Annotated in this window: 26 protein-coding genes and 1 pseudogene; 11 read left to right on the top strand and 16 right to left on the bottom strand. The window is 68.4% G+C overall.

Annotated elements, in window-relative coordinates; all coding sequences use genetic code 11:
- Positions 1–71: 71 nt before the first annotated feature.
- The gene (gene gnd, locus A5696_RS01005; RefSeq protein ID WP_067872001.1) at positions 72–1,094 is read right to left on the bottom strand and encodes a phosphogluconate dehydrogenase (NAD(+)-dependent, decarboxylating); all 1,023 of its coding nucleotides are present in this window, start codon (positions 1,092–1,094) and stop codon (positions 72–74) included.
- A 14-nt stretch (positions 1,095–1,108) separates the two neighbouring features.
- Positions 1,109–2,518: a glucose-6-phosphate dehydrogenase gene (locus tag A5696_RS01000; RefSeq protein ID WP_067872176.1), complete on the bottom strand. Its 1,410-nt coding sequence runs from the start codon at positions 2,516–2,518 to the stop codon at positions 1,109–1,111.
- 103 nt (positions 2,519–2,621) lie between these two features.
- Here A5696_RS01000 and A5696_RS00995 point away from each other — a divergent pair, with 103 nt between their 5' ends.
- Entirely contained in the window at positions 2,622–3,464 is an 843-nt protein-coding gene (locus A5696_RS00995; protein ID WP_067871999.1) for an adenylate/guanylate cyclase domain-containing protein, read from the top strand.
- On the opposite strand, the gene A5696_RS00990 is transcribed toward A5696_RS00995, so the two are convergent.
- On the bottom strand, positions 3,416–3,625 hold the full coding sequence (locus tag A5696_RS00990) for a hypothetical protein (protein ID WP_066966097.1): 210 nt from the start codon (positions 3,623–3,625) through the stop codon (positions 3,416–3,418). The two genes, A5696_RS00995 and A5696_RS00990, sit on opposite strands and share 49 nt — an antisense overlap.
- Before the next feature lie 21 nt (positions 3,626–3,646).
- Between A5696_RS00990 and A5696_RS00985 the strand changes: the two genes are divergently transcribed.
- From A5696_RS00985 to A5696_RS00975, 3 genes are read left to right on the top strand one after another with little or no spacing between them, the layout of a single operon-like run.
- Positions 3,647–4,465, top strand: a complete 819-nt coding sequence (locus tag A5696_RS00985) for an SDR family oxidoreductase (RefSeq protein ID WP_067871996.1) — start codon at positions 3,647–3,649, stop codon at positions 4,463–4,465.
- Positions 4,458–4,829 carry a carboxymuconolactone decarboxylase family protein gene (locus A5696_RS00980; protein WP_067871991.1) on the top strand — a complete coding sequence of 124 codons (372 nt, stop codon included), beginning with the start codon at positions 4,458–4,460 and terminating at the stop codon, positions 4,827–4,829. Before A5696_RS00985 ends, A5696_RS00980 begins: the two co-directional genes overlap by 8 nt.
- A gap of 10 nt (positions 4,830–4,839) precedes the next feature.
- Positions 4,840–5,520, top strand: coding sequence for a guanylate cyclase (locus A5696_RS00975; protein ID WP_067871987.1), 681 nt, complete (start codon positions 4,840–4,842; stop codon positions 5,518–5,520).
- Here A5696_RS00975 and A5696_RS00970 read toward each other — a convergent pair.
- The 9 genes and pseudogenes from A5696_RS00970 to A5696_RS26790 all read right to left on the bottom strand — a co-directional run bounded on the left by A5696_RS00970 (position 5,517) and on the right by A5696_RS26790 (position 9,863).
- A complete protein-coding gene (locus A5696_RS00970) occupies positions 5,517–5,840 on the bottom strand; it encodes a putative quinol monooxygenase (protein ID WP_067871984.1) in 324 nt (107 codons plus the stop codon). The two genes, A5696_RS00975 and A5696_RS00970, sit on opposite strands and share 4 nt — an antisense overlap.
- A gap of 213 nt (positions 5,841–6,053) precedes the next feature.
- Positions 6,054–6,572 (bottom strand): glycoside hydrolase, encoded by a 519-nt coding sequence (locus A5696_RS00965; protein WP_067871982.1) that lies wholly within the window; start codon positions 6,570–6,572, stop codon positions 6,054–6,056.
- A 141-nt stretch (positions 6,573–6,713) separates the two neighbouring features.
- Positions 6,714–6,857: pseudogene (locus A5696_RS00960) on the bottom strand (nitroreductase/quinone reductase family protein); the annotation flags it as partial.
- A 98-nt stretch (positions 6,858–6,955) separates the two neighbouring features.
- A complete protein-coding gene (locus A5696_RS00955; protein WP_067871979.1) occupies positions 6,956–7,366 on the bottom strand; it encodes a VOC family protein in 411 nt (136 codons plus the stop codon).
- An 85-nt stretch (positions 7,367–7,451) separates the two neighbouring features.
- On the bottom strand, positions 7,452–7,904 hold the full coding sequence (locus A5696_RS00950; protein WP_067871976.1) for an SDR family NAD(P)-dependent oxidoreductase: 453 nt from the start codon (positions 7,902–7,904) through the stop codon (positions 7,452–7,454).
- 54 nt (positions 7,905–7,958) lie between these two features.
- Positions 7,959–8,330 carry a hypothetical protein gene (locus A5696_RS00945; protein ID WP_067871971.1) on the bottom strand — a complete coding sequence of 124 codons (372 nt, stop codon included), beginning with the start codon at positions 8,328–8,330 and terminating at the stop codon, positions 7,959–7,961.
- Positions 8,320–8,859 (bottom strand): hypothetical protein, encoded by a 540-nt coding sequence (locus tag A5696_RS00940; protein ID WP_067871964.1) that lies wholly within the window; start codon positions 8,857–8,859, stop codon positions 8,320–8,322. Before A5696_RS00940 ends, A5696_RS00945 begins: the two co-directional genes overlap by 11 nt.
- Before the next feature lie 147 nt (positions 8,860–9,006).
- Positions 9,007–9,396, bottom strand: coding sequence for a hypothetical protein (locus A5696_RS26795; RefSeq protein WP_082956279.1), 390 nt, complete (start codon positions 9,394–9,396; stop codon positions 9,007–9,009).
- Positions 9,397–9,485: 89 nt separating this feature from the next.
- Positions 9,486–9,863 (bottom strand): hypothetical protein, encoded by a 378-nt coding sequence (locus A5696_RS26790; RefSeq protein ID WP_082956278.1) that lies wholly within the window; start codon positions 9,861–9,863, stop codon positions 9,486–9,488.
- 179 nt (positions 9,864–10,042) lie between these two features.
- Here A5696_RS26790 and A5696_RS00930 point away from each other — a divergent pair, with 179 nt between their 5' ends.
- Positions 10,043–10,522 (top strand): hypothetical protein, encoded by a 480-nt coding sequence (locus tag A5696_RS00930; protein ID WP_156738203.1) that lies wholly within the window; start codon positions 10,043–10,045, stop codon positions 10,520–10,522.
- A 5-nt stretch (positions 10,523–10,527) separates the two neighbouring features.
- On the opposite strand, the gene A5696_RS27500 is transcribed toward A5696_RS00930, so the two are convergent.
- Together A5696_RS27500 and ychF are read right to left on the bottom strand one after the other, a co-directional pair.
- Positions 10,528–10,665, bottom strand: coding sequence for a hypothetical protein (locus tag A5696_RS27500; protein WP_369803267.1), 138 nt, complete (start codon positions 10,663–10,665; stop codon positions 10,528–10,530).
- Positions 10,666–10,793: 128 nt separating this feature from the next.
- A complete protein-coding gene (gene ychF, locus A5696_RS00925) occupies positions 10,794–11,867 on the bottom strand; it encodes a redox-regulated ATPase YchF (protein ID WP_067871957.1) in 1,074 nt (357 codons plus the stop codon).
- 122 nt (positions 11,868–11,989) lie between these two features.
- Between ychF and A5696_RS00920 the strand changes: the two genes are divergently transcribed.
- Positions 11,990–13,114, top strand: a complete 1,125-nt coding sequence (locus A5696_RS00920; protein ID WP_067871955.1) for a DUF6542 domain-containing protein — start codon at positions 11,990–11,992, stop codon at positions 13,112–13,114.
- Here the strand turns inward: A5696_RS00920 and A5696_RS00915 are convergent.
- Positions 13,111–14,109, bottom strand: coding sequence for a 4-hydroxy-3-methylbut-2-enyl diphosphate reductase (locus A5696_RS00915; RefSeq protein WP_067871952.1), 999 nt, complete (start codon positions 14,107–14,109; stop codon positions 13,111–13,113). The genes A5696_RS00920 and A5696_RS00915 overlap by 4 nt on opposite strands.
- 65 nt (positions 14,110–14,174) lie before the next feature.
- Between A5696_RS00915 and A5696_RS00910 the strand changes: the two genes are divergently transcribed.
- The 5 genes from A5696_RS00910 to A5696_RS00890 all read left to right on the top strand — a co-directional run bounded on the left by A5696_RS00910 (position 14,175) and on the right by A5696_RS00890 (position 17,944).
- Positions 14,175–14,777 (top strand): lipid droplet-associated protein, encoded by a 603-nt coding sequence (locus A5696_RS00910; RefSeq protein WP_067871949.1) that lies wholly within the window; start codon positions 14,175–14,177, stop codon positions 14,775–14,777.
- Positions 14,774–16,024, top strand: coding sequence for an exodeoxyribonuclease VII large subunit (xseA, locus tag A5696_RS00905; RefSeq protein ID WP_067871946.1), 1,251 nt, complete (start codon positions 14,774–14,776; stop codon positions 16,022–16,024). The genes A5696_RS00910 and xseA overlap by 4 nt, the downstream gene beginning before the upstream one ends.
- Positions 16,014–16,259, top strand: coding sequence for an exodeoxyribonuclease VII small subunit (locus A5696_RS00900; RefSeq protein WP_067871943.1), 246 nt, complete (start codon positions 16,014–16,016; stop codon positions 16,257–16,259). The genes xseA and A5696_RS00900 overlap by 11 nt, the downstream gene beginning before the upstream one ends.
- 77 nt (positions 16,260–16,336) lie before the next feature.
- Positions 16,337–17,425 (top strand): NAD-dependent epimerase/dehydratase family protein, encoded by a 1,089-nt coding sequence (locus tag A5696_RS00895; protein ID WP_067871942.1) that lies wholly within the window; start codon positions 16,337–16,339, stop codon positions 17,423–17,425.
- A 156-nt stretch (positions 17,426–17,581) separates the two neighbouring features.
- The gene (locus A5696_RS00890; RefSeq protein ID WP_067871941.1) at positions 17,582–17,944 is read left to right on the top strand and encodes a VOC family protein; all 363 of its coding nucleotides are present in this window, start codon (positions 17,582–17,584) and stop codon (positions 17,942–17,944) included.
- Between the two features lie 21 nt (positions 17,945–17,965).
- On the opposite strand, the gene A5696_RS00885 is transcribed toward A5696_RS00890, so the two are convergent.
- Positions 17,966–19,507, bottom strand: a complete 1,542-nt coding sequence (locus tag A5696_RS00885) for a carboxylesterase/lipase family protein (RefSeq protein ID WP_067871937.1) — start codon at positions 19,505–19,507, stop codon at positions 17,966–17,968.
- Positions 19,508–19,512 lie beyond the last annotated feature (5 nt).

Raw genomic sequence — 19,512 nt, 5'->3', positions numbered from 1 at the left:
GCCGACTGTGCAATTTGCGACGCGACACACGCCGGTGATTGGTCGCGAAACGCACGCTCGGCGCGGCTGATTCAGTTCGCCGGCTTCTCCGCGTGCCCGCCGAACTGCTTGCGCATCGCCGAGAGTGCCTTATTGGCAAAGTCGTCGAGCTGACGCGAGGCGAAGCGGGACTGCAGGGCGGTCGTCAGCACCGGCGAAGGCACCCCCTCGTCGATCGCCGCGATGGCGGTCCACCGGCCCTCCCCGGAGTCGGACACCCGACCGGAGAACTCCTTGAGCTCCGGCGATTCGTGCAGCGCGCTGGCGGTCAGGTCCAGCAGCCAGGAGCCGATGACGCTGCCGCGGCGCCACACCTCGGCGACCTCGGGAATGTCGAAGGTGTACTGGTAGAACTCCGGATTCGACAGCGGCGCCGTCTCGGCGTCACCCGCCTGCACTTGCTTGCCGATGTCGGCGTTGCGCAAGATGTTCAGGCCCTCGGCGAGCGACGCCATCATCCCGTACTCGATGCCGTTGTGGACCATCTTGACGAAATGCCCGGCCCCGGAAGGGCCGCAGTGCAGGTAGCCCTTTTCCGACTGCGCGACCTCGCCGTCGCGGCCCGGGGTGCGCGGCGCCGCGTCCACGCCGGGCGCCACGGTCGCGAAGATCGGCTCCGCGTGCTCGAACGCGTCCGTGTCCCCGCCGATCATCAGGCAATAACCGCGTTCGCGGCCCCACACACCGCCGCTGGTGCCACAGTCCAGTAAGTGAATGCCGTTGTCGCCCAAGGTCTTCGCATGGCGGATGTCGTCGCGGTAATAGGAGTTGCCGCCGTCGATGACGATGTCCCCGGGCTCCAGCGTCTTGGCCAAGTCCTCGATCACGCCCGTGGTGATGGTCCCGGCCGGCACCATCACCCAGACCACTCGCGGGGCTTCGAGCTTCTCGGCCAGCTCTTGCAGCGAGGACACCCCGGTTGTGTTGTCCTCGCCGGCCATCGCCTTGACCGCGTCGGGGCTGTGGTCGTAGACCACGCACTCGTGGCCGCCCGTGGCCACCCGCCGAACGATATTGGCGCCCATGCGGCCCAGGCCGATCATCCCTAGCTGCATCGTGTCCCGTCTCCTTAATTGCTCGCCTGCTTGGTGTGGGGTAGCCACGGTTCCTGCCAACTGTGGTGTCCGTGCAGCAGCGACTGCGCAGCCTCGGGACCCCAGGAGCCGGGGTCGTAGTGGTGGATGCGGCCCGGCTTGTCCAGCACCGGCTGCACGATCCGCCACGTCTCCTCGATGGCGTCCTCCCGGGCGAAGAGCTGACGATCGCCGTTGAATGCGGCGTACAGCAGCCGTTCGTAGGGCCGCACGGCCTCACCGAGATCCTCGGCGAACGACGAATCGAGGTGGACGTCGTGCCACGAGTTACCCGCCTGGGCCGAGAGCTGCAGGCGCATGCCCGGGTCGGGGTCGATGCGCAGCACGATCTGGTTGGGCTCGGGCGGCCGGCGGTTGGGCAGGAACGAAAACCCGGGAACATGGTGCAGGAACATCCGGACCTCGGTGACCTTTTCCGGCAGCGCCTTGCCGGCGCGCAGGAAGATCGGCACCCCGGCCCAGCGCCAGTTGTCGATCTCCGTCCGCAGCGCGATATAGGTCTCGGTTTGCGAGTCCTTCGCCACCCCGGCGACGTCGGTGTAGCCGCGGTACTGGCCGCGCACGCAGCGCTCGGGATCCAGCGCCGGCATCGCCCGGAACACCTCGGCCTTCTTGTCGTTGAGGTCATCGTCGCTCGGGCCGACGGGGGGCTCCATCGCCACCAGCGCGAGCACCTGCAGCAGGTGATTCTGCACGACGTCGCGCAACGCGCCCACCGCGTCGTAGAACTTTCCGCGGTCCTCGATTCCGAAGTCCTCGGCCATGGTGATGTGGATCTCGGAGATGCTGTCGCGGTCCCACAGCTTGGCCAGGCCGTTGTTGGCGAACCGCAGATACTGCAACTCCTCGACGGGTTGCTTGCCCAAAAAGTGGTCCACCCGCAGGATCTGGTCCTCGTCGAGAACCGCACGCAGCCGGGCGTTCAGGTCGCGGGCGGAGGCAAGGTCGTGGCCGAACGGCTTTTCCACCGCGACGCGCGCACGGTCCAAGAGGTCGGCCTTCGCGAGGTTTTCGACGATCGGCGCGAACAGGGACGGCGGCATCTCGAGGTAGTACAGGGGACGGCAGTCCGTGCCGACCCGCTTGGCCAGCTGCTGATAGAGCCCGGGATCCGTGACGTCGCCGTGCAGGTAGGAGAACCGGTCCGCCAGCCTCTCGAACACCGCGTCGTCGAGGTTCTCGCCGGACGCCTTGATGGCATCCCGCGCCCGCTCGACCAACTGCTCGACCGACATGTCGTCACTGGCCACGCCCACGATCGGGCACTTGAGCAGATTGCGCGACTCGAGCCGGTACAAGGCTCGGTACGTCATCTTGCGTGCGAGATCACCGGTAATGCCGAAGATCACCAAAAGATTTGACGAGCTACTGTCACCGTCGGCCAAGACGCGCACCTCCCTTGAGATTCGCTACCCGCGGCGGACCGTGCTCAACCCTAAACATTGCGGTTGGGCCCGACAACCCGAAACGAACACGGGCTTTGGCAGGATGACCAGCGTGGGTGACATGCTGCGCATCGCGGTCTATGTCCTGGCGGGGGTCGCCACGATCGAAGCGGGCGCGATCGCGGTTCTCTCGGTCCTGCTGGTGCGCGCCCGCCGCGAGATCGAGGAGCTGCAGCACCGGACGGACGCGCGCACCCAGCTGCTGTCGGGCGGCCGCGAGGCCGTCAAGAGGGTGTGGAACGCGGCCAACGTGATGCGCAAGGAGGGCTTCGGCGCCGCGGTGCGCAGCTCCATCGAGGACCTCGCCGACTGGGCCGAGGTGGAGCGGCCCGACCTGGCCCGCGTCACCCCGGACGGCCGGGTGGTGATCCTGTTCTCCGACATCGAGGAGTCCACGGCGCTGAACGAGCGGATCGGCGACCGCGCCTGGGTCAAGCTGATCGGCTCGCACGACAAGTTGGTTTCGGGACTCGTGCGGCGACATTCCGGGCATGTCGTCAAAAGCCAGGGGGACGGCTACATGATCGCCTTCTCGCGCGCCGAGGACGCGGTGCGGTGCGGCCTCGACATCCAGCAGGCGCTGAACAAGGACGGAAAACGTAAGCGGCACAACGGCATTCGTGTTCGGATCGGCATCCACATGGGCCGCTCGGTGCGGCGCGGCGACGACCTGTTCGGGCGCAACGTCGCGATGGCAGCGCGGGTGGCCGCGGAGGCCGTCGGGGGCCAGATCTTGGTCAGCGAACCGGTGCGGGACGCCATTGACAATGGGGCCGACTGCGACGGCATTCGATTCGACGACGGCCGCGAGGTCGAGCTGAAAGGCTTTTCGGGCAGCTACCGCTTGTTCGCCGTCGAACCCGAGGCCGACCCCGACTTGGACTGAAACCTCTCCCCGTCGGATTCGGCCAGCCGCTGATGCAGCCGCGCGCGGATCTCGTCGGCGGTGTAGGCGCGTCGCTTGCGTTGGTCGCGCGCCACCAGCACGCCCCCGGCGACCACGCCGGCGACACCGGCCAGTCCGATCCACTTCCAAACGCTGCGCATGGTTGACAGGCTATTACCACTATGAACACCCTTCGCGACAAGGTCGCCGTCGTCACCGGGGCGGGCAGTGGCATCGGCCGCGCCATCGCCGGCGCGCTCACCGGGCGAGGCGCACACATCGTGGCCGTCGACATCGACAGCGCCCGCTTGGCGGACGTCGCCGGCGATCTGACCGACGCCGACATCCTCGTTTCGCCCGCCGACGTCTCGGATCCGCTCGCCTTCGACGGGGTTCGGGACGCGGCGCTGCGGCGGTTCGGCCGGGTCGACATCGTGGTGAACAACGTCGGCGTGCTGACGAACGGCCTGCCCGAAGACATTCCGGTGACCGAGTGGCAACGCATTCTCGACGTCAACCTGATGTCGCTGGTGCGCAGCAACGCCGCCTTCCTGCCGCTGCTGCTCGATCAGGGCAGCGGGCATCTGGTCAACACCGCCTCCTTCGCCGGGCTTTTCACCTATTCCTACGACCGGCTGCCGTACGCGGCCACCAAGGCCGCGATCGTGCAGATCAGCGAGGGCCTGGCAATTTATCTGCGGCCCAAGAACATCGGCGTCACCCTGCTGTGCCCGGGGCCGGTGCTGACCAACATCGCCACCGCCGTGCCGACGTTCGGCGCCGGTGCGCCGCTGCGGGTTCCCGGCGAGCAGTTCGCGTTGCTCGACCCCGCGCCCGTCGGCGAGCTGGTCGCCGACGCGATCCTGCGCAACCGATTCTTCGTACCCACCCACGCGGGTGTCGTCGATGAGTTGCGCCGCCGCGTCGACGACTGGGACGCATACATCGACTACCAGATATCCCGCGAACCACGAAAACGAAAGGCAGACAACGATGGCTGACGCCCGAACCGAGGGCATGGACGCGCTCCAGGAGATGTTGCCCGGCGTCATCCCGGAGGGCGCCACCGGCCTGAGCGATGGCGGCTTCGCCGACGAACTCGGTGACATGAGCCTCGATCACGTTTTCGGCGCCCTGTGGACGCGGCCGGGCCTCGATCGGCGCTCCCGCAGCCTGGTGACCCTGGGCGCCCTCATCGCCCTGCGGGCCAGCGACGAACTGAAGCTCCATTTTCAGATCGCGCTGCACAACGGGTTGAGCCTCGAGGAGATCGAAGAGGTGATCTACCACATGACGGGCTATGCGGGTTACCCGGCGGCCGTCAACGCGCGCAGGGTCGCACGCGAAGTTCTTCGACGCCCATAGGCTGGCTTGCATGCTGACACTGGACCAGGCGTTGGAAGAGACCCGGACCGGCGACCTGTGGCTGTTCCGCGGCCGCTCGCGACCCGACCGCGCGATTCAGACCTTGACGAACAGTCCGGTGAACCACGTCGGCATGACCGTGGCCATCGACGACCTGCCCCCGTTGATCTGGCACGCCGAACTGGGCGACAAACTCATCGACGTGTGGACCGGCACCAACCACCGCGGCGTGCAGCTCAACGATCTCCGCGACGCGGTGCGGCAATGGACGGACCGCTACCAGCAGCGGTGCTGGCTGCGCCAGCTGACGCCATACGCCACCCGCGAACAGGAGAACAAGCTGCTGCGGGTCATCGCGCGGATGGACGGAACCGCGTTTCCGACCACCGCCCGGCTGACCGGCCGGTGGTTCCGCGGGCGACTACCGACCATCTACGACTGGGTGCGCGGAATCCCGTTGGTGGACAGCAAGGTTCGCGAGCAAACGCAGCGACGCAGGCAGGCGCGGAAGATGAGCCTGGAGACGGCGTACTGCGCGGAGACGGTGGCGATCACCTACGAGGACATGGGCTTGCTCGTCACGGACAAGGACGCCAACTGGTTTGACCCCGGCAAGTTCTGGAGCGGTGACGCACTCCCGCTGGCCCCGGGGTACCGGCTGGGCGACGAAATAGCGGTTGTTGTCGGTTAATCGACGGACATCTCGCCCATTTCGGACCAGCCCGCGGCGTCGATGGTCTGGTTGATGATCTTGGGCGTGGACTTCAGCGCCTGCGGGAGCTCGCGCATCGCGCGCTTGAAGTGATCGCTGTTGACGTGGACGCCTCCCGCGTCACCGTCCCGGAAGGCCTCCACGAGGACGTACTCCGCCGGGTTGTCCAGGCTGCGCGACCACTCGAACCACAGGTTGCCCTCCTCGGCGCGAGTGGCGGCCGTGAACGCGGAGACCAGTTCCGGCCAGCGATCGGTCCACTCCGGTTTGGTCTCGAACTTGACGACGATGAAGATCATGGCCGCAGGATACGTGCCACGAGCGCACCCGGGCGCCAGCCGTTCACCAGCAAACTTTGCCTAGGCGTCCTCATTGACGGCTAGGCAAATGCTTGCCAACAGACGTTCGCGATTAGCCAGTGACGCATACCACAAATTCGGCGCGTGGCGGATCAGTTCACAATCGCGTGAATTGCTAATAATGCCGAGAACCCCGAATCAAATGCGAATTTGTTACGTATTCGCAATTCCCGGGTCGCCGGGGGGCGGCAGGTCCGGAGCCGGGGGCGCGGGAGCCGGCGCGTCGACCAGAACCGGCGCGGGCGGTGCGTCCGGCGGTGGCGGGGCGGCGTCCGGCGGCGGAGGCGGTGCGAAGTCGCCATCCGGCACAGGCAGGAACATGTGGTGGGTGAATCCGGCCTGGTAGGCGCCCGCACCACCGATGTGCACGCCGCCGCGCTCACCGCTGGACACCGGCGTGCCGTCCGGCAGGGTCACGGCCGTGTGGCCGCCGTTCCAACCGATCACCAAGGCGTTGGGGGCTGTTCCGTACTGGAAGCCCCGGGCCAGCAGCGCGGCCTCCTCGTTGCCGGTGTTGAACCTGCTGCCGTAGACCGGCCGGTCCGTCGCCGCGTTGGCGACCCATGAGGCGAGCCCAGAGCAATCGGTCCCGGCGGGAGAATCTCCACCCGGGATATAGGGCGTCCCGGAGACCTGATTGATGAGCGTCATCAACGTTGCCAATACAACCATGGGCAGGCACGCTAGCAATGGAATTCACCGCGAGCCAAAATTTGTGGCGCAGATCATTCACGCTCAGCATAATGGCTTTCGCCGCATCGGTAGCAAATCGATTACAAAGCCGCAAATATCCGAGCAGGAATTGGGCGTTACCTACGGACGCGGTTGCAAGACCACGACGGGGATCTCGCGCTCGGTCCGACTCTGGTAGGTGTCGAAGTCTGCGTAGAGCTCGACCAGGCGCGGCCACAGGCGGCTGCGCTGCTGCGCGTCGGCGGTCACCGCGCGCACCGGTCGTCCGCCCGTACGGGCGTCACGCTGCGGAGCTTCCTCGGGGACTGGATCGCACCGTCAGTGAGCGTGGACGCCGTCGTGCGGCGCTGAGTCGTCGAGTCTTATTGCGCGACAATCACACCGAATTTGGCGCGGGCCTCGTTGGTGACCGGAGTGAACAGGTTGACGAGGTTGCCGTCCGGATCGCGGAACAGCAGCGCGCGGTTTCCCCACGGCATGGTGGTCGGCTCCGTCACGACCTCGCCGACGCGGTCGCGGAGCCGCTCGTATTCCGCGTCGACGTCCTCGACGAGGAATTCCACGATCGCGCTCCGGTTGGCCGCCGGCTCGGCGGATCCGTCCCCGAACAGCGGCACCGTCTTGTCGCTGCCGATGGCCAGCGTTCCAACCGGCGTCGGGATCTCGGCGAACAGCTCGTTGCCCCAGACCGCGGAACCGTCGGTGACCGCCTCGTAGAAATCGACGAGCCGCTTGACGTCGGCCGTGATGATGCGGGTCGAAACGAACTTCATGCAGCCTCCCCTGTGTGCGATCGGTGCGCGGTGTCCCGCGTCGACCCAAGGCTAGGCGGCCCCTCCGACAAGCTACGAGATTCGTTCAGCGGAGCACCGTTCCGCCATCGATGTTGACGACCTGACCGTTGATCCAGGCGCCTTCGTCGGACAGCAGGAAGGCGACCAACGATGCGACGTCGTCGGGGAGACCCACCCGCGTGCTGCGGATCCGCCGCAGCGCGGAGGCTTCCAACTCCGGCCACCGCGGAGCCGAGCGGATGGCGTCGGTGGCCGTGAAGCCCGGCGCGACCGCGTTGCACCGAATGCCCTCCTTGCCCCAACGCGACGCGACGTGTCGCGTCAGTGCGCCGATGCCGTGTCGCCGTACCCCCGCCCGGGCGATGCGTTCCGCGGTCTGTTGCGCGGCTTCTTCGGCGATATCGCCGATGACCACCTGGCTGCCCTCGGCCCCAAGGCGAACGGCAGTGGCCGCTCCCAGCCCGGTGGCTCCACCAACGACGATGCCGACTTTGCCGGCCAATCCGCGCAGTGACATACCCGCCCTCTCCAGCACCCAAGTGTCCTGGCGGCCAGCCTTCAGGGCCGTCCGTCACTCCGCAGGTTCGGTCTCAGCGGCATCTCGCCGGGAAGCCTCGATCTCGCGCCTGATCTCCGCCTCTTCCCGTTCGGCCGAGGCGCGCTGGCGATCCTGACGATCTTCGGCACGCTGCAGACGCTCGCGTTCGCGCTCGCCGGCGGTGCCCTCTCGTTCGTCGGCGCTTGTTTCTCGTTCGTCGGCCAGCTGCTCGCGGTGGTTGGCGACTCGGTCTCGCTCCGCCGCGATTCGATCCCGCTCCGCCGCGAGCCACTCGCGCTTTACCAGCTGCGCCTCGCGGTGCTCGAGGGCTTTCTCCCGTTCGTCAAGCTCGGCGGCTCGGCGGTCGAGTTCGTTGAGCGCATCGGCGTGGTGATCAGTGGGCACCGCTCTTCCCTTCGCCGATGGCTTGGCGCATGCCGGCCTCTCCCTCCTGCCGGGCCTCTTCACGCTCGCTGGTGGCCCGCTCGCGCTCGACCTCCGCCTGCTCGCGCAGCGCGGCCGCCTCCTGGCGCTGGACCCGTTGCGCCGCGCGCAGCCCGTGGTTTGCCGGACGGCTTCCGCCCGATTCCGACTCACGCCGATCCGCGGCCCGCTCGCGCTCGTCGGCTACGCGCTCCCGCTCGTCGGCGAGCGCCTCCCGTTCATCCGCGATCGCTTCCCGTTGGTCCGCGACGGCTTCGCGACGTTCGGCAAGTCTGCTCCGCAGTTCCAGGTTCTGCGCCCAGCGCTCCACGCCCTCGGTCAGCCGCTCTCTCCGTAGCGCCAACCGTTCTCGAGCGTGCGATTGCTGTTCGCGCTCGTGCGCGAGGTGTTCGCGCTCGGCGGCGATGGCCTCGCGCTCTTCGGCGATCCGTTCGCGCTCCAGCGCGACGCTTTCGCGTTCGTGCGCCGTTCGTCCGACTTGTTCAGCCATCTGATGCTCGTTCTGGCCGCATCGGACCTCCAGTCGGCGTGGTGGAAAGGTTCCACCTCCACACATAGCCCAGCGCGGCTTGCCGGTCTAGGGCCGACAGACCCCAACGTCGAAGCGGCAAGGCCAACGCGATTCGTGCTCGACCCGCTAGGCCGGAGTCCATATACCGTTGTTCCAGAATCCCCAGACGTTGCGGGTCGGGTTCCACATCAGCTGCGCCCCGGGCGCCCACGGCGGTGGCGGCGGCTGCGGCGGCGCCCACCCCGGCGGAGGCCCCCAAGGACCCCAACCCGCCGGACCACCTGGGTTCGCCGCCCCTTGCCAGTCGTGGCAGTGATTCCAGTCCCAGTTGTAGGCGTTGCCCCAGCCCGGATCCCACGGATCACCCGGGCACCAATGATTGGCGGGTGCGGGGGCCGGGGCAGCCCGGGCCAAGGCGGCGGGGCCGGCGGCCAGTCCGAGCGCCGACAAGGCCAACCCGCCACCCAGCAGCGCGCTCGTCGACCGCTGAATCCAGCGGCGCTTCGCAGTCACCATCTCTCAAGGATTTCCCCAGACCCGAACCGGGGCAAGTACCTGTTTCGGAGGCTCACGCCCTCAACGGAGCCCGAGCGCGTCGCGGTCCCTCAGTCCGCCGAAGACGGCCGTCCTTGGAGACGTCGTCGGGTTTCGGCCACCGCACGCCTGATTTCGGCCGATTCCCGTTTGGCGGCGGCTTGCCCGCGCGCCTCCCGCTCCTCGGCGCGGTGCAGTCGCTCGCGCTCACGCTGCTCGGTCGCACCCTCGCGGATGTCCGCATCCAGCTCCCGGTCGTCCGCCGACTGCTCGCGAACATCCGCGATCCGGTCCCGCTCATCGGCGATGCGATCCCGTTCGTCGGCCACCCGCTCGCGCCTCGCGAGCTCACGTTCGCGCAGCGCAAGCGACTCCTCATGCTGATCGGAGTCAGCGGCGCCGCCCTCGGGTTCACCTGAGGTGTGGGCACGGTCCTCGGTGGTGACCATGCCACACCTTAACGCCGCCAGCGGCCGTCCGCGGCGTCGAGCCGGGGCCCGACCACGCCAAAGAAGGGAAACCCCGACCCACCCGAACGCTGACGCGGCAAACCGGCCCTATGGCCTGTATTTTCCGGTGAGATGATCGTATGGTGCTGCCGGAGGGGGCTACCCGGTTAGGAACGCGGATGAGGAAGATACCCGTAACGGGCGCCGCACTGGCCGGCGTGACTATCGCGCTGGCCGCACCGGCGTCGGCCGAGCCGGTGATGGCCGCAGACCAAGTGGTGAGTGGGATGTACAACGTCCACTTCAACGACGGAAGCCTCGACGATGTGACGTTCAAGGCCGCGTCGTGCGGTATTGGTTGCGTCCAAGTCATCTTTTCCAACACGTCGGGCCAGGCGCAGTTCTATGCCGACCGGTGGCACGCGAGCTTCCCCCCGAACCCCGCGGCGTGGCGCTGTAATGACGGGACGGTGCACAGGGGCTTCGACGAATGGACCTGGGACCCGAGCACAGGGATCGGCACCAGGGTCGTCGTCCGCACCGAGGCCGCCTGCGGATATACGGATCACAGCAGCCAACCCAGCGCGCACCGCTTCACCATGACCAGGCTGAGTGGCCAGTCGGGACAGCCGGGCGCTCTCGCGCCCGCGGTTGCGTAGCGGCCTTACCGCGTGACCGGCTTGGACATATGAAGCAGCGGGTACGGCCCGCCCGCATCATCGAGTTCGCTCCTGCCGACCACGACGAAACCACGCCGGGAGTAGAAATCGACCACCTGACAATTCTGTTCGTTGACGTCCACGGACTTCACGCCATGCCCGTCGACGACGTGGACCCTCGGAGGCCAGCGCCAACCGTGCCGAGCGCCGACTTCTCGAAAAAGTCCGCCCCGCAATGAGCCGGCGCCCGATGGAATTGCCGGCCTGATGCTCACACGTTGAACCGGAACTCCACCACGTCCCCGTCGGCCATGACGTAATCCTTGCCCTCCATCCGGACCTTGCCGGCGGCCTTGGCCGCCGCCATGGACCCGGCGGCGATGAGGTCGTCGTAGGACACGATCTCGGCCTTGATGAAGCCCTTCTCGAAGTCGCTGTGGATGACCCCGGCGGCCCTGGGCGCGGTGTCGCCCTGATGAATTACCCACGCCCGTGCCTCTTTTGGGCCCGCCGTCAGGAAGGTCTGCAGCTTGAGTGTGTGGAACCCGGCCCGCGCCAGCGCGTCGAGGCCGCGCTCGGTCTGGCCGATCGACTCCAGCAGCTCGGCCGCGGACTCGTCGTCGAGCTCGACCAGCTCGGCTTCGATTGCGGCGTCGAGAAATACGGCGTCGGCGGGAGCAACGAGCCGGCGCAGCTCGGCGACCCGCGCGGCGTCGGTGAGCACCGCCTCGTCGGCGTTGAAGACATACAGAAACGGCTTGGTGGTCAACAGGTTCAGCTCGCGCAGCAGGGAGACGTCGGCGCCCGCGGCGAACAGTGTCGTGCCGCCGTCCAGCACCGCCTGAGCGGCCACCGCGGCGTCATGGACCGGTTTGCGTTCCTTGCTGGTGCGCGCCTCTTTCTCCAGCCTCGGCAACGCGCGCTCGAGCGTTTGCAGGTCGGCCAGGATCAACTCGGTTTCGACGACCTCGATGTCGGATTCGGGATCCACCTCGCCGGCGACGTGCGTCACGTCGTCGTCGGAGAACACCCGGACCACCTGGCAGATCGCGTCGCATTCGCGGATGTGCGCCAGGAACTTGTTGCCCAGCCCGGCCCCCTCCGACGCGCCCTTGACCAGCCCGGCGATGTCGACGAACGTGACCGGCGCCGGGACGATGCGCTCGGAACCGAACAGCTCCGCGAGCTTGGCCAGCCGCGGGTCCGGCAGCGAAACCACACCCTCGTTGGGCTCGATCGTCGCGAAGGGGTAGTTCGCCGCCACCACGTTGTTCCTGGTCAGGGCGTTGAACAGCGTCGACTTGCCGACGTTCGGCAGGCCCACGATTCCCAGGCTCAGGCTCACGGGGATCCAAGTGTAGGGCGCAGCGGGACGGGCCGTTCAGCCGTGTGCGCGGCGATGGCACGCCAACGGCCCCTAACAAGGTCTTTACCGGCGTTTCGGCTCATTCCCGGTACGGTCTACATGTGTCAGCACAGCGGGCAAGATCGGCGGTCGAGGCTAGCCACCGCTCGATCCACCCCAACATCCCGGGCGTGCCGTGGTGGGCGGCCCTGGTCATCGCCATCACCGCGACGGCCGCCGGTTACGCGATCGACGCCGGTCACAAGGACCTGACCCACGTCTTCGCCGCCTGCTATATCGCCGGCTGCGTGGCCGCGGTGCTCGCCGTGCGCCAAGACGGCGTCTTCACCGCGATCATTCAGCCACCGCTGATTCTTTTCTGCGCGGTGCCGGGCGCCTATTGGATGTTCCACGGACACAAGATCGGCAGCCTCAAAGACCTCCTGATCAACTGCGGCTACCCGCTCATCGAGCGGTTTCCGTTGATGCTCGGGACCGCCGGGGTCGTGCTGCTGATCGGCCTGGCGCGATGGTATTTCGGCAAGTCGCAGGCTACCGCGGCCGCCCCGGAAGACGACGCCGCGACGGCGGGGCCGGCGGGGAATTCCTTCCTCGGGGCCATTGGCGAGAAACTGAATTCGCTTCTCGGCCTGGGTGCCCACGACGGGGATGCGGAGGAAGCGCCGCCCACCGGCTCCAAGCGAACCCGCGAGGCGGGCCGTCCGGCGAAAGCCGCGTCGCGGACCGGCCGAACGACCCGCGGTGGTCGGTCCGCGCGTCCCGGCCGAGCCCACTCGAGGCATGCCCGCCCGCCGCTCGAAGACGAACGCGATCCCAGAGACGCCCGCGCCGAGCGCCCGCGGCGCCGGCGCCAGGCACCGCCCCACGACTTCGATCCCGCCGATCCGCCGCGGCCGCGCCGGCGCCCCCGGCCGGACACCGATCACGACGGTCGCCAGCCGCCGCGCGAGACCCGCCGCGAGCCGCGCACCCGCCGCAATCCCTACGACCGGCCCGGCGAACGCCAGGCTCCTCGCGGCAGCCGCTTCGACGGCTATGACCCGTACGAGCCCTACGAGCCCCGGCGGCGGCGCGCCACCCCACCCGGGAACGGCTCCGACACCACGCACCACCCGATCTCACAAGTGCGCTACCGCGGTTCGGGCCCGGCCGAAGATGCCGGACCCGAGCGACGCCGCCGCGCGCCGCGCAGCTTCCCTGCGGAGTCCTGGGAATACGAAGGCTAGCGCGCCGACCGGATCTCGCGGGGCAGCGCAAACACCAGGGTTTCCTGGGCCGTCGTCACCGGTTGCACCACGTCGAACCCGTAATCGGCGAGCCGCTCCAGCACACCCCGCACCAGCACCTCGGGGACCGACGCGCCGGAGGTGACACCCACCGTCGTGACGCCCTCCAACCACGCTGGGTCGATGTCGTCGGCCCAGTCGACCAGGTAGGCGGCATCGGCACCACCGCCCAGGGCCACCTCGACCAGCCGCACCGAATTCGACGAGTTGCGGGAACCCACGACGATGACGAGCTGGCATTCCGGCGCCATCGCCTTGACGGCGACCTGCCGGTTCTGCGTCGCATAGCAGATGTCGTCGCTGGGCGGATCCTGCAGGCTGGGGAAACGCTGCCGCAGCCGCTCGACGATCTCCATCGTCTCGTCCACCGAGAGCGTGGTCTGCGACAGCCAGACCACCCTGCTCTCGTCGCGGACCGTCACGTTCTCCACCCCGCCGACACCGTCGACAAGCTGCACGTGCTCGGGCGCCTCCCCCGCGGTCCCGATGACCTCCTCGTGGCCCTCATGGCCGATCAGCAGGATGTCGTAGTCGTCCCGGGCGAACCGCCTGGCTTCGTTGTGCACCTTCGTCACCAGGGGGCAGGTGGCGTCGATCGTTTGCAGGTTGCGTTCGGCGGCGGCGGCGTAGACGGTCGGGGCGACGCCGTGGGCGGAGAACACCACGATGGCCCCCTCGGGGACCTCGTCGGTCTCCTGTACGAACACCGCCCCGGCCTTTTCCAGGGTGTCGACCACGTGCCGGTTGTGCACGATCTCGTGGCGCACGTAGACGGGGGCGCCGTGCTTTTCCAAGGCACGCTCCACCGTCTCGACGGCCCGGTCGACACCCGCGCAGTAGCCACGCGGCTCCGCCAGGAGCACCCTCTTGCCGATGGGGTCGTTGGCTACGGAGCTGGCCGCACCGGGAATTCCCATGTCAACAGTCGGCGGCATGGCATTCAGGGTACCGGCCCGCGGCGGGCTTGGAGTTGGCCGCCGGTTGAGGCAGTCTTGGACTTATGGCTACTGCACCGTACGGAGTTCGGCTGATAGTCGGCGCGGCGACAGTCGCCGTCGAGGAGACAATGAAGCTGCCCAAGACGATCCTGATGTACCCGATGACGTTGGCCAGCACCGCGGCGCACATCGTGATGCGCTTTCAGCAGAACTTGGCCGAGCTCGTCATCAAGGGTGACAGCACCCTGGAGTCGATCTTTCCGCCCAAGGACGAGAAGCCGGAGTGGGCGACCTTCGACGAGGACCTGCCCGAGGACGCGGTCGAGGGGGCAACCGCCGCGCCGCCGGAAGTCGGCGAGGGCGAGCGCAGGGCCGAGGGACGATTCGCGCTGTACTCGGTGGCCGACGCGCACGAGGACGCCAGCGCGCTGGTCAAGCCCGCCAAGAAGGCGAAGGCTCCCGCGGCCAAAGCGTCGGTGGAAGAACCGGAGGTGGCCATCGAGCTCGACTATTCGACGCTGACGCTGGCCCAGCTGCGGGCCCGACTGCAGTCGCTGAACGTCGACGAACTCGAGGCCCTGCTGGCCTACGAGCAGGCCACGAAGGCCCGCGCTCCGTTCCAGACGCTGCTCGCCAACAGGATCACCCGCGCGAACGCGAAGTGACCCGCGCGGCTGATCCCGAACCCAACTCCGCGGAGAACCCCTTTCCGGTGCGCGCGGTGGCGGTGCGCGTCGCGGGCTGGATCGACCGGCTCGGCACCGTCTGGGTCGAGGGCCAGCTGGCCCAGATCACGATGCGGCCCGACGCCAAGACCGTCTTTATGGTGCTGCGGGACCCGGCCGCCGACATGTCGCTGACCGTGACGTGTTCGCGCGACCTGGTGGCCAACGCGCCGGTGAAACTCGCCGAAGGCACCCAGGTGGTGGTCTGCGGCAAGCCCTCGTTCTACACCGGGCGCGGCACCTTTTCGTTGCGGCTCAGCGAGATTCGCGCGGTCGGCGTCGGCGAGCTGCTGGCGCGCATCGACCGGCTGCGCCGCCTGCTCGACGCCGAGGGCCTGTTCGACCCTCGGCTCAAGCGGCCAATCCCGTTCCTGCCCAACATGATCGGGTTGATCACCGGGCGGGCGAGCGCCGCCGAGCGCGACGTGACGACGGTGGCCGGCGCGCGCTGGCCGGCGGTGCGTTTCGCGGTGCGCAACACCGCGGTCCAGGGGCCGAATGCGGTGGCGCAGATCGTCGAGGCGCTGTACGAACTCGACCGCCACCACGAGGTCGATGTGATCGTGGTGGCCCGCGGCGGCGGCAGCGTCGAGGACCTGCTGCCGTTCTCCGACGAGACCCTGTGCCGCGCGATCGCCGCGTGCCGCACGCCCGTCATCAGCGCGGTGGGGCACGAGCCCGACAACCCGCTGTGCGACCTGGTCGCCGACCTGCGCGCCGCCACGCCCACCGACGCCGCCAAGAAGGTGGTGCCCGATACCGCCGCCGAGCAGCGGCTGCTCGATGACCTGCGCCGGCGCAGCGCGCAGGCGCTGCGCAGCTGGGTGTCACGCGAGCAACGCGCGCTGACCCAGCTGCGCAGCCGGCCGGTGCTCGCCGAGCCGCTGACGGCCGTGACGGCGCGCGCCGAGGAGGTCCACCGCGCGCGTTCGGCTGTGCGCCGCGACATCAGGCGGCAGGTGGCCGCGGAGACCGAGCGCGTCGGCCACCTGAGCGCGCGGCTGGCCACGCTGGGCCCGGCCGCCACCCTGGCCCGCGGCTACGCCGTCGTGCAGACGGTGCCCGCCGCCGGACCTCCCGCGGTGCTGCGCTCGGTCGCCGACGCGCCCCCGGGCACCCGGCTGCGGGTGCGGGTGGCCGACGGCGCCGTTGCGGCGGTGAGCGAGGGACCGACCGATGGCCGCTGACGAGGAGCAGTCGATGCAGTCGATTACGCCCATTAGTCACCTCGGCTATGAAGCCTGCCGGGACGAGCTGATCGAGGTCGTGCGGGTCCTGGAGCAGGGCGGGCTGGACCTGGATGCGTCGCTGCAGCTGTGGGAAAGAGGCGAGCAACTCGCCAAACGGTGCGAGGAGCACTTAGCTGGCGCCCGCAAGCGGATCGAGGACGCGCTCGCGGCGGGCCAGCCCGAAGACGGCTGACGGCGGACCGGATCGCGCCACCGGCCGCCGGGCCTTTGGAACACGTTCCAGTTTTTCTCGGCTATGCTTCGCGAACTATGGGTGATCCATCACTGACCACCGAGTTGGGCCGCGTCCTGGTCACCGGCGGCTCCGGATTTGTCGGCGCCAACCTGGTGACCACCTTGCTCGACCGCGGGTACCGGGTGCGTTCGTTCGACCGGGCCCCGTCGCCGCTGCCCGAACACCCCCACCTGGAGGTGCTGCAGGGCGATATCACCGACGCCGGCGTGTGCGCCGCGGCGGTGGACGGCATCGACACGGTGTTTCACACCGCCGCGATCATCGAGCTGATGGGCGGCGCGTCGGTGACCGACGAATACCGTCAGCGCAGCTTCGCCGTCAACGTCGGCGGCACCGAGAACCTGGTGCACGCCGGGCAGGCGGCCGGGGTCAAGCGCTTCGTCTACACGTCGTCCAACAGCGTGGTGATGGGCGGCCAGAACATCGCCGGCGGCGACGAGACGCTGCCCTACACCAACAGGTTCAACGACCTGTACACCGAAACGAAAGTGGTCGCCGAGCGATTCGTGCTGTCCCAGAACGGTGTTGGCGACATGCTGACGTGCGCGATCCGGCCCAGTGGCATCTGGGGCCGCGGTGATCAGACGATGTTTCGCAGGCTGTTCGAAAGCGTGGTCGCCGGCCACGTCAAGGTGCTGATCGGCCGCAAGTCGGCCCGGCTCGACAACTCCTACGTGCACAACCTGATTCACGGTTTCATCCTGGCCGCCCAGCATCTGGTGCCCGGCGGCACGGCGCCCGGCCAGGCGTACTTCATCAACGACGCCGACCCCATCAACATGTTCGAGTTCGCCCGACCGGTGATCGAGGCCTGCGGCGAAAACTGGCCGCGGGTGCGGGTCAACGGGCCGCTGGTCCGCGCGGCCATGACCGGTTGGCAGCGCATGCATTTCCGGTTCGGCATACCGGCCCCGCTGCTCGAGCCGCTGGCCGTGGAGCGTCTGTACCTGGACAACTACTTCTCCATCGACAAGGCGCGGCGCGACCTCGGCTACGAGCCGCTGTTCACCACCGACAAGGCGATGTCGGAATGCCTGCCCTACTACGTGGACATGTTCCGGCAGATGAAAAGCCAAGCGCGCCAGGCCAAGCCGGCGGGGTAGCGCCGCGGCCTCGGCGGTCACATCAGCCACGCCGGCACCGCGAGCCACACCATCAGGCGGTTCCCGTTTGCGGTATCACCGGCGGCACCGCGATGGAAACTTGCCTATTGGTCGGTTGCGCAGGATCGCTTTCATTCGGTGCGCCACACTGGACACATGACGCTCCTCGGCGCCGACCCCGTCCTCGCGGTGCATGACCTCGACCGTGCGTCGGAGTGGTTCACCCGCATATTGAATTGCACGGTAACGCAACCCGACCCGGGCAATTGGGCTTTCTGCTCGGCCGGGTCGGTGACGTTCCGGCTCGGCCGCTGTCCGGAGGCGTTGCCGGCAGCCGACCTCGGTGACCACAGCTACATCGCGTATTTGACCGTCGCCGGCATCGACGAGTACCACCGGCGCGCCGTCGCTGCGGGAGCCGACATCCTGAAGCCCCCCACGACCGAACCCTGGGGTCGGCGCGAGATGGGTCTGCGATCGCCCGAAGGGCACCGGTTCATGCTCTCCGAGCCGCTGTAGCCGCGTCCCGCGGCACCGACCCTAGCGGAAGCTGACCATCTCGCTGCCCCACGCGGCGCGGATCTGCGCGTCGACATCGCCGGCTACGGTGTCGCTCTTGTCGATGAGCAGGCAGGCGCGGTCGGGTTCCCGGTAGGGCGTCCAATCCGGTTCGCCGGCCGGTCCCGCGGGTTTTCCGTGGGCGGCGAAGTTGATCCACCTGGTGCGCACCCGCTTCGAGATCGCCTTGGCGGTCCGGGCGCCGCCGAGCTTCAGCGTCGGGTCCTTCGGCGCCCCGAGATTGCCCCAGACGTAAGGCAATTCGGTGGCGTGGGCCGCGTTGACCAGCAGTAGCTTGAGCAACGGGGTCGCGTAGTCGAACCGGTACAGATACACCGGTGCGACCCTGCTGTGCCCCTCGGCGAGCCACACCGTCGGCATCCGGAAACCGACGTCGGTCGCGATGCTCAAAGACCTTGCCCTGCGCCGTAACCGCGAATACGCCGACACGATCTCCTGTTCGGTGGGCAATTGCAGGTCGGGCTGTTCGGCGGCGATCTGGGTGAACATCGAGGTGATCGCGCGCGGGGTGATCGGCATCAACGGCGAGCGCATCAGCCGGAACAGCGCGGCCTCGTGCCTGTTGGTGCCGATGATCAACGGCACCCGGTGCGTGCTGCCCCGCTGCGCCGACTTGACCGGGTAGTCGTGCAGCAGCTCGCCGTCGACGATCGGGACGAACGCGAGGGTGCCCGGGTTGCGGACGGGTACTTCGTCGAACACCTCCTGCGACGCGGCGAGGATCGCCGCGGTCGGGGCGTCGGGCAACCGGTCCACGTCGCCCGGGGCGATCCCCAGCTTGTCGAGGAAGCTCACGGCGACGCGCCGAGCCCTCTCGCGGTCGTATACCGATGTGGCGGGCGAGCTTTGGGCGATCGCGCCGGCGAAGAGGCCCTCGGCCGCAGGGGCGGCCAGCAGCGTCGTGACGATGCCCGCGCCGGCGGATTCGCCGAACAGCGTGACCCTGTCGGGATCGCCCCCGAACGCCGCGATGTTCTCGCGCACCCAGCGCAGGGCCGCCAGCACGTCGTGCAGCCCGATGTTGGCGTCGAAGCGGCGCCGCGCGGTGCTGAAGGACGACAGGTCCAGGAATCCCAGCGCCCCCAGGCGATAGTTCACGGTCACCACGACGACCCCTGCGCCGGCCAAGCGGCGGCCGTCGTAGAGCGGCTGACTGGCCGATCCCAGGACGTAGGCGCCGCCGTGCAGCCAGACCAGCACCGGTTGTGCGGCACCCGGGCCGGCGCCGGACGGGGCCCAGATGTTCAGGCTCAAGCAGTCTTCGCCCTGCGGCGCGCCGAGATCCAGCGGCATGTTGGGAAATTCGGGTTGCGGGCAGGCGGCCCCGAAGGCGGTGGCGTCGGCGATCTCGCCCCACGGCTCGGGCGGCTGCGGCAGCCGGAAACGAAGGTCGCCGACCGGCGTTGCGGCGTACCGGATTCCCTTCCAGGTCCGCACGTCCCCTTCATCAGCGCCGCGGACCGGGCCGTGGGTGGTTTCGACCACGCGCTCGTCGATCGCCATACGGT

The sequence above is a fragment of the Mycobacterium sp. E2699 genome, from assembly GCF_001666745.1.
In the GTDB taxonomy this organism is placed as follows: domain Bacteria; phylum Actinomycetota; class Actinomycetes; order Mycobacteriales; family Mycobacteriaceae; genus Mycobacterium.
The sequence above is the reverse complement of the archived record's forward strand: the minus strand, read 5'-3'. Positions and strand labels throughout refer to the sequence as shown.

Bases quoted from the DNA above. Each gene is read 5' to 3' on its own strand.
- gnd (WP_067872001.1), bottom strand. From the start codon at position 1,094: ATGCAGCTAGGGATGATCGGCCTGGGCCGCATGGGCGCCAATATCGTT.
- A5696_RS00995 (WP_067871999.1), top strand. From the start codon at position 2,622: ATGACCAGCGTGGGTGACATGCTGCGCATCGCGGTCTATGTCCTGGCG.
- A5696_RS00990 (WP_066966097.1), bottom strand. From the start codon at position 3,625: ATGCGCAGCGTTTGGAAGTGGATCGGACTGGCCGGTGTCGCCGGCGTG.
- A5696_RS00985 (WP_067871996.1), top strand. From the start codon at position 3,647: ATGAACACCCTTCGCGACAAGGTCGCCGTCGTCACCGGGGCGGGCAGT.
- A5696_RS00980 (WP_067871991.1), top strand. From the start codon at position 4,458: ATGGCTGACGCCCGAACCGAGGGCATGGACGCGCTCCAGGAGATGTTG.
- A5696_RS00975 (WP_067871987.1), top strand. From the start codon at position 4,840: ATGCTGACACTGGACCAGGCGTTGGAAGAGACCCGGACCGGCGACCTG.
- A5696_RS00970 (WP_067871984.1), bottom strand. From the start codon at position 5,840: ATGATCTTCATCGTCGTCAAGTTCGAGACCAAACCGGAGTGGACCGAT.
- A5696_RS00965 (WP_067871982.1), bottom strand. From the start codon at position 6,572: ATGGTTGTATTGGCAACGTTGATGACGCTCATCAATCAGGTCTCCGGG.
- A5696_RS00955 (WP_067871979.1), bottom strand. From the start codon at position 7,366: ATGAAGTTCGTTTCGACCCGCATCATCACGGCCGACGTCAAGCGGCTC.
- A5696_RS00950 (WP_067871976.1), bottom strand. From the start codon at position 7,904: ATGTCACTGCGCGGATTGGCCGGCAAAGTCGGCATCGTCGTTGGTGGA.
- A5696_RS00940 (WP_067871964.1), bottom strand. From the start codon at position 8,859: ATGGCTGAACAAGTCGGACGAACGGCGCACGAACGCGAAAGCGTCGCG.
- A5696_RS26795 (WP_082956279.1), bottom strand. From the start codon at position 9,396: ATGGTGACTGCGAAGCGCCGCTGGATTCAGCGGTCGACGAGCGCGCTG.
- A5696_RS26790 (WP_082956278.1), bottom strand. From the start codon at position 9,863: ATGGTCACCACCGAGGACCGTGCCCACACCTCAGGTGAACCCGAGGGC.
- A5696_RS00930 (WP_156738203.1), top strand. From the start codon at position 10,043: ATGAGGAAGATACCCGTAACGGGCGCCGCACTGGCCGGCGTGACTATC.
- A5696_RS00915 (WP_067871952.1), bottom strand. From the start codon at position 14,109: ATGCCGCCGACTGTTGACATGGGAATTCCCGGTGCGGCCAGCTCCGTA.
- A5696_RS00910 (WP_067871949.1), top strand. From the start codon at position 14,175: ATGGCTACTGCACCGTACGGAGTTCGGCTGATAGTCGGCGCGGCGACA.
- A5696_RS00900 (WP_067871943.1), top strand. From the start codon at position 16,014: ATGGCCGCTGACGAGGAGCAGTCGATGCAGTCGATTACGCCCATTAGT.
- A5696_RS00895 (WP_067871942.1), top strand. From the start codon at position 16,337: ATGGGTGATCCATCACTGACCACCGAGTTGGGCCGCGTCCTGGTCACC.
- A5696_RS00890 (WP_067871941.1), top strand. From the start codon at position 17,582: ATGACGCTCCTCGGCGCCGACCCCGTCCTCGCGGTGCATGACCTCGAC.
- A5696_RS00885 (WP_067871937.1), bottom strand. From the start codon at position 19,507: ATGGCGATCGACGAGCGCGTGGTCGAAACCACCCACGGCCCGGTCCGC.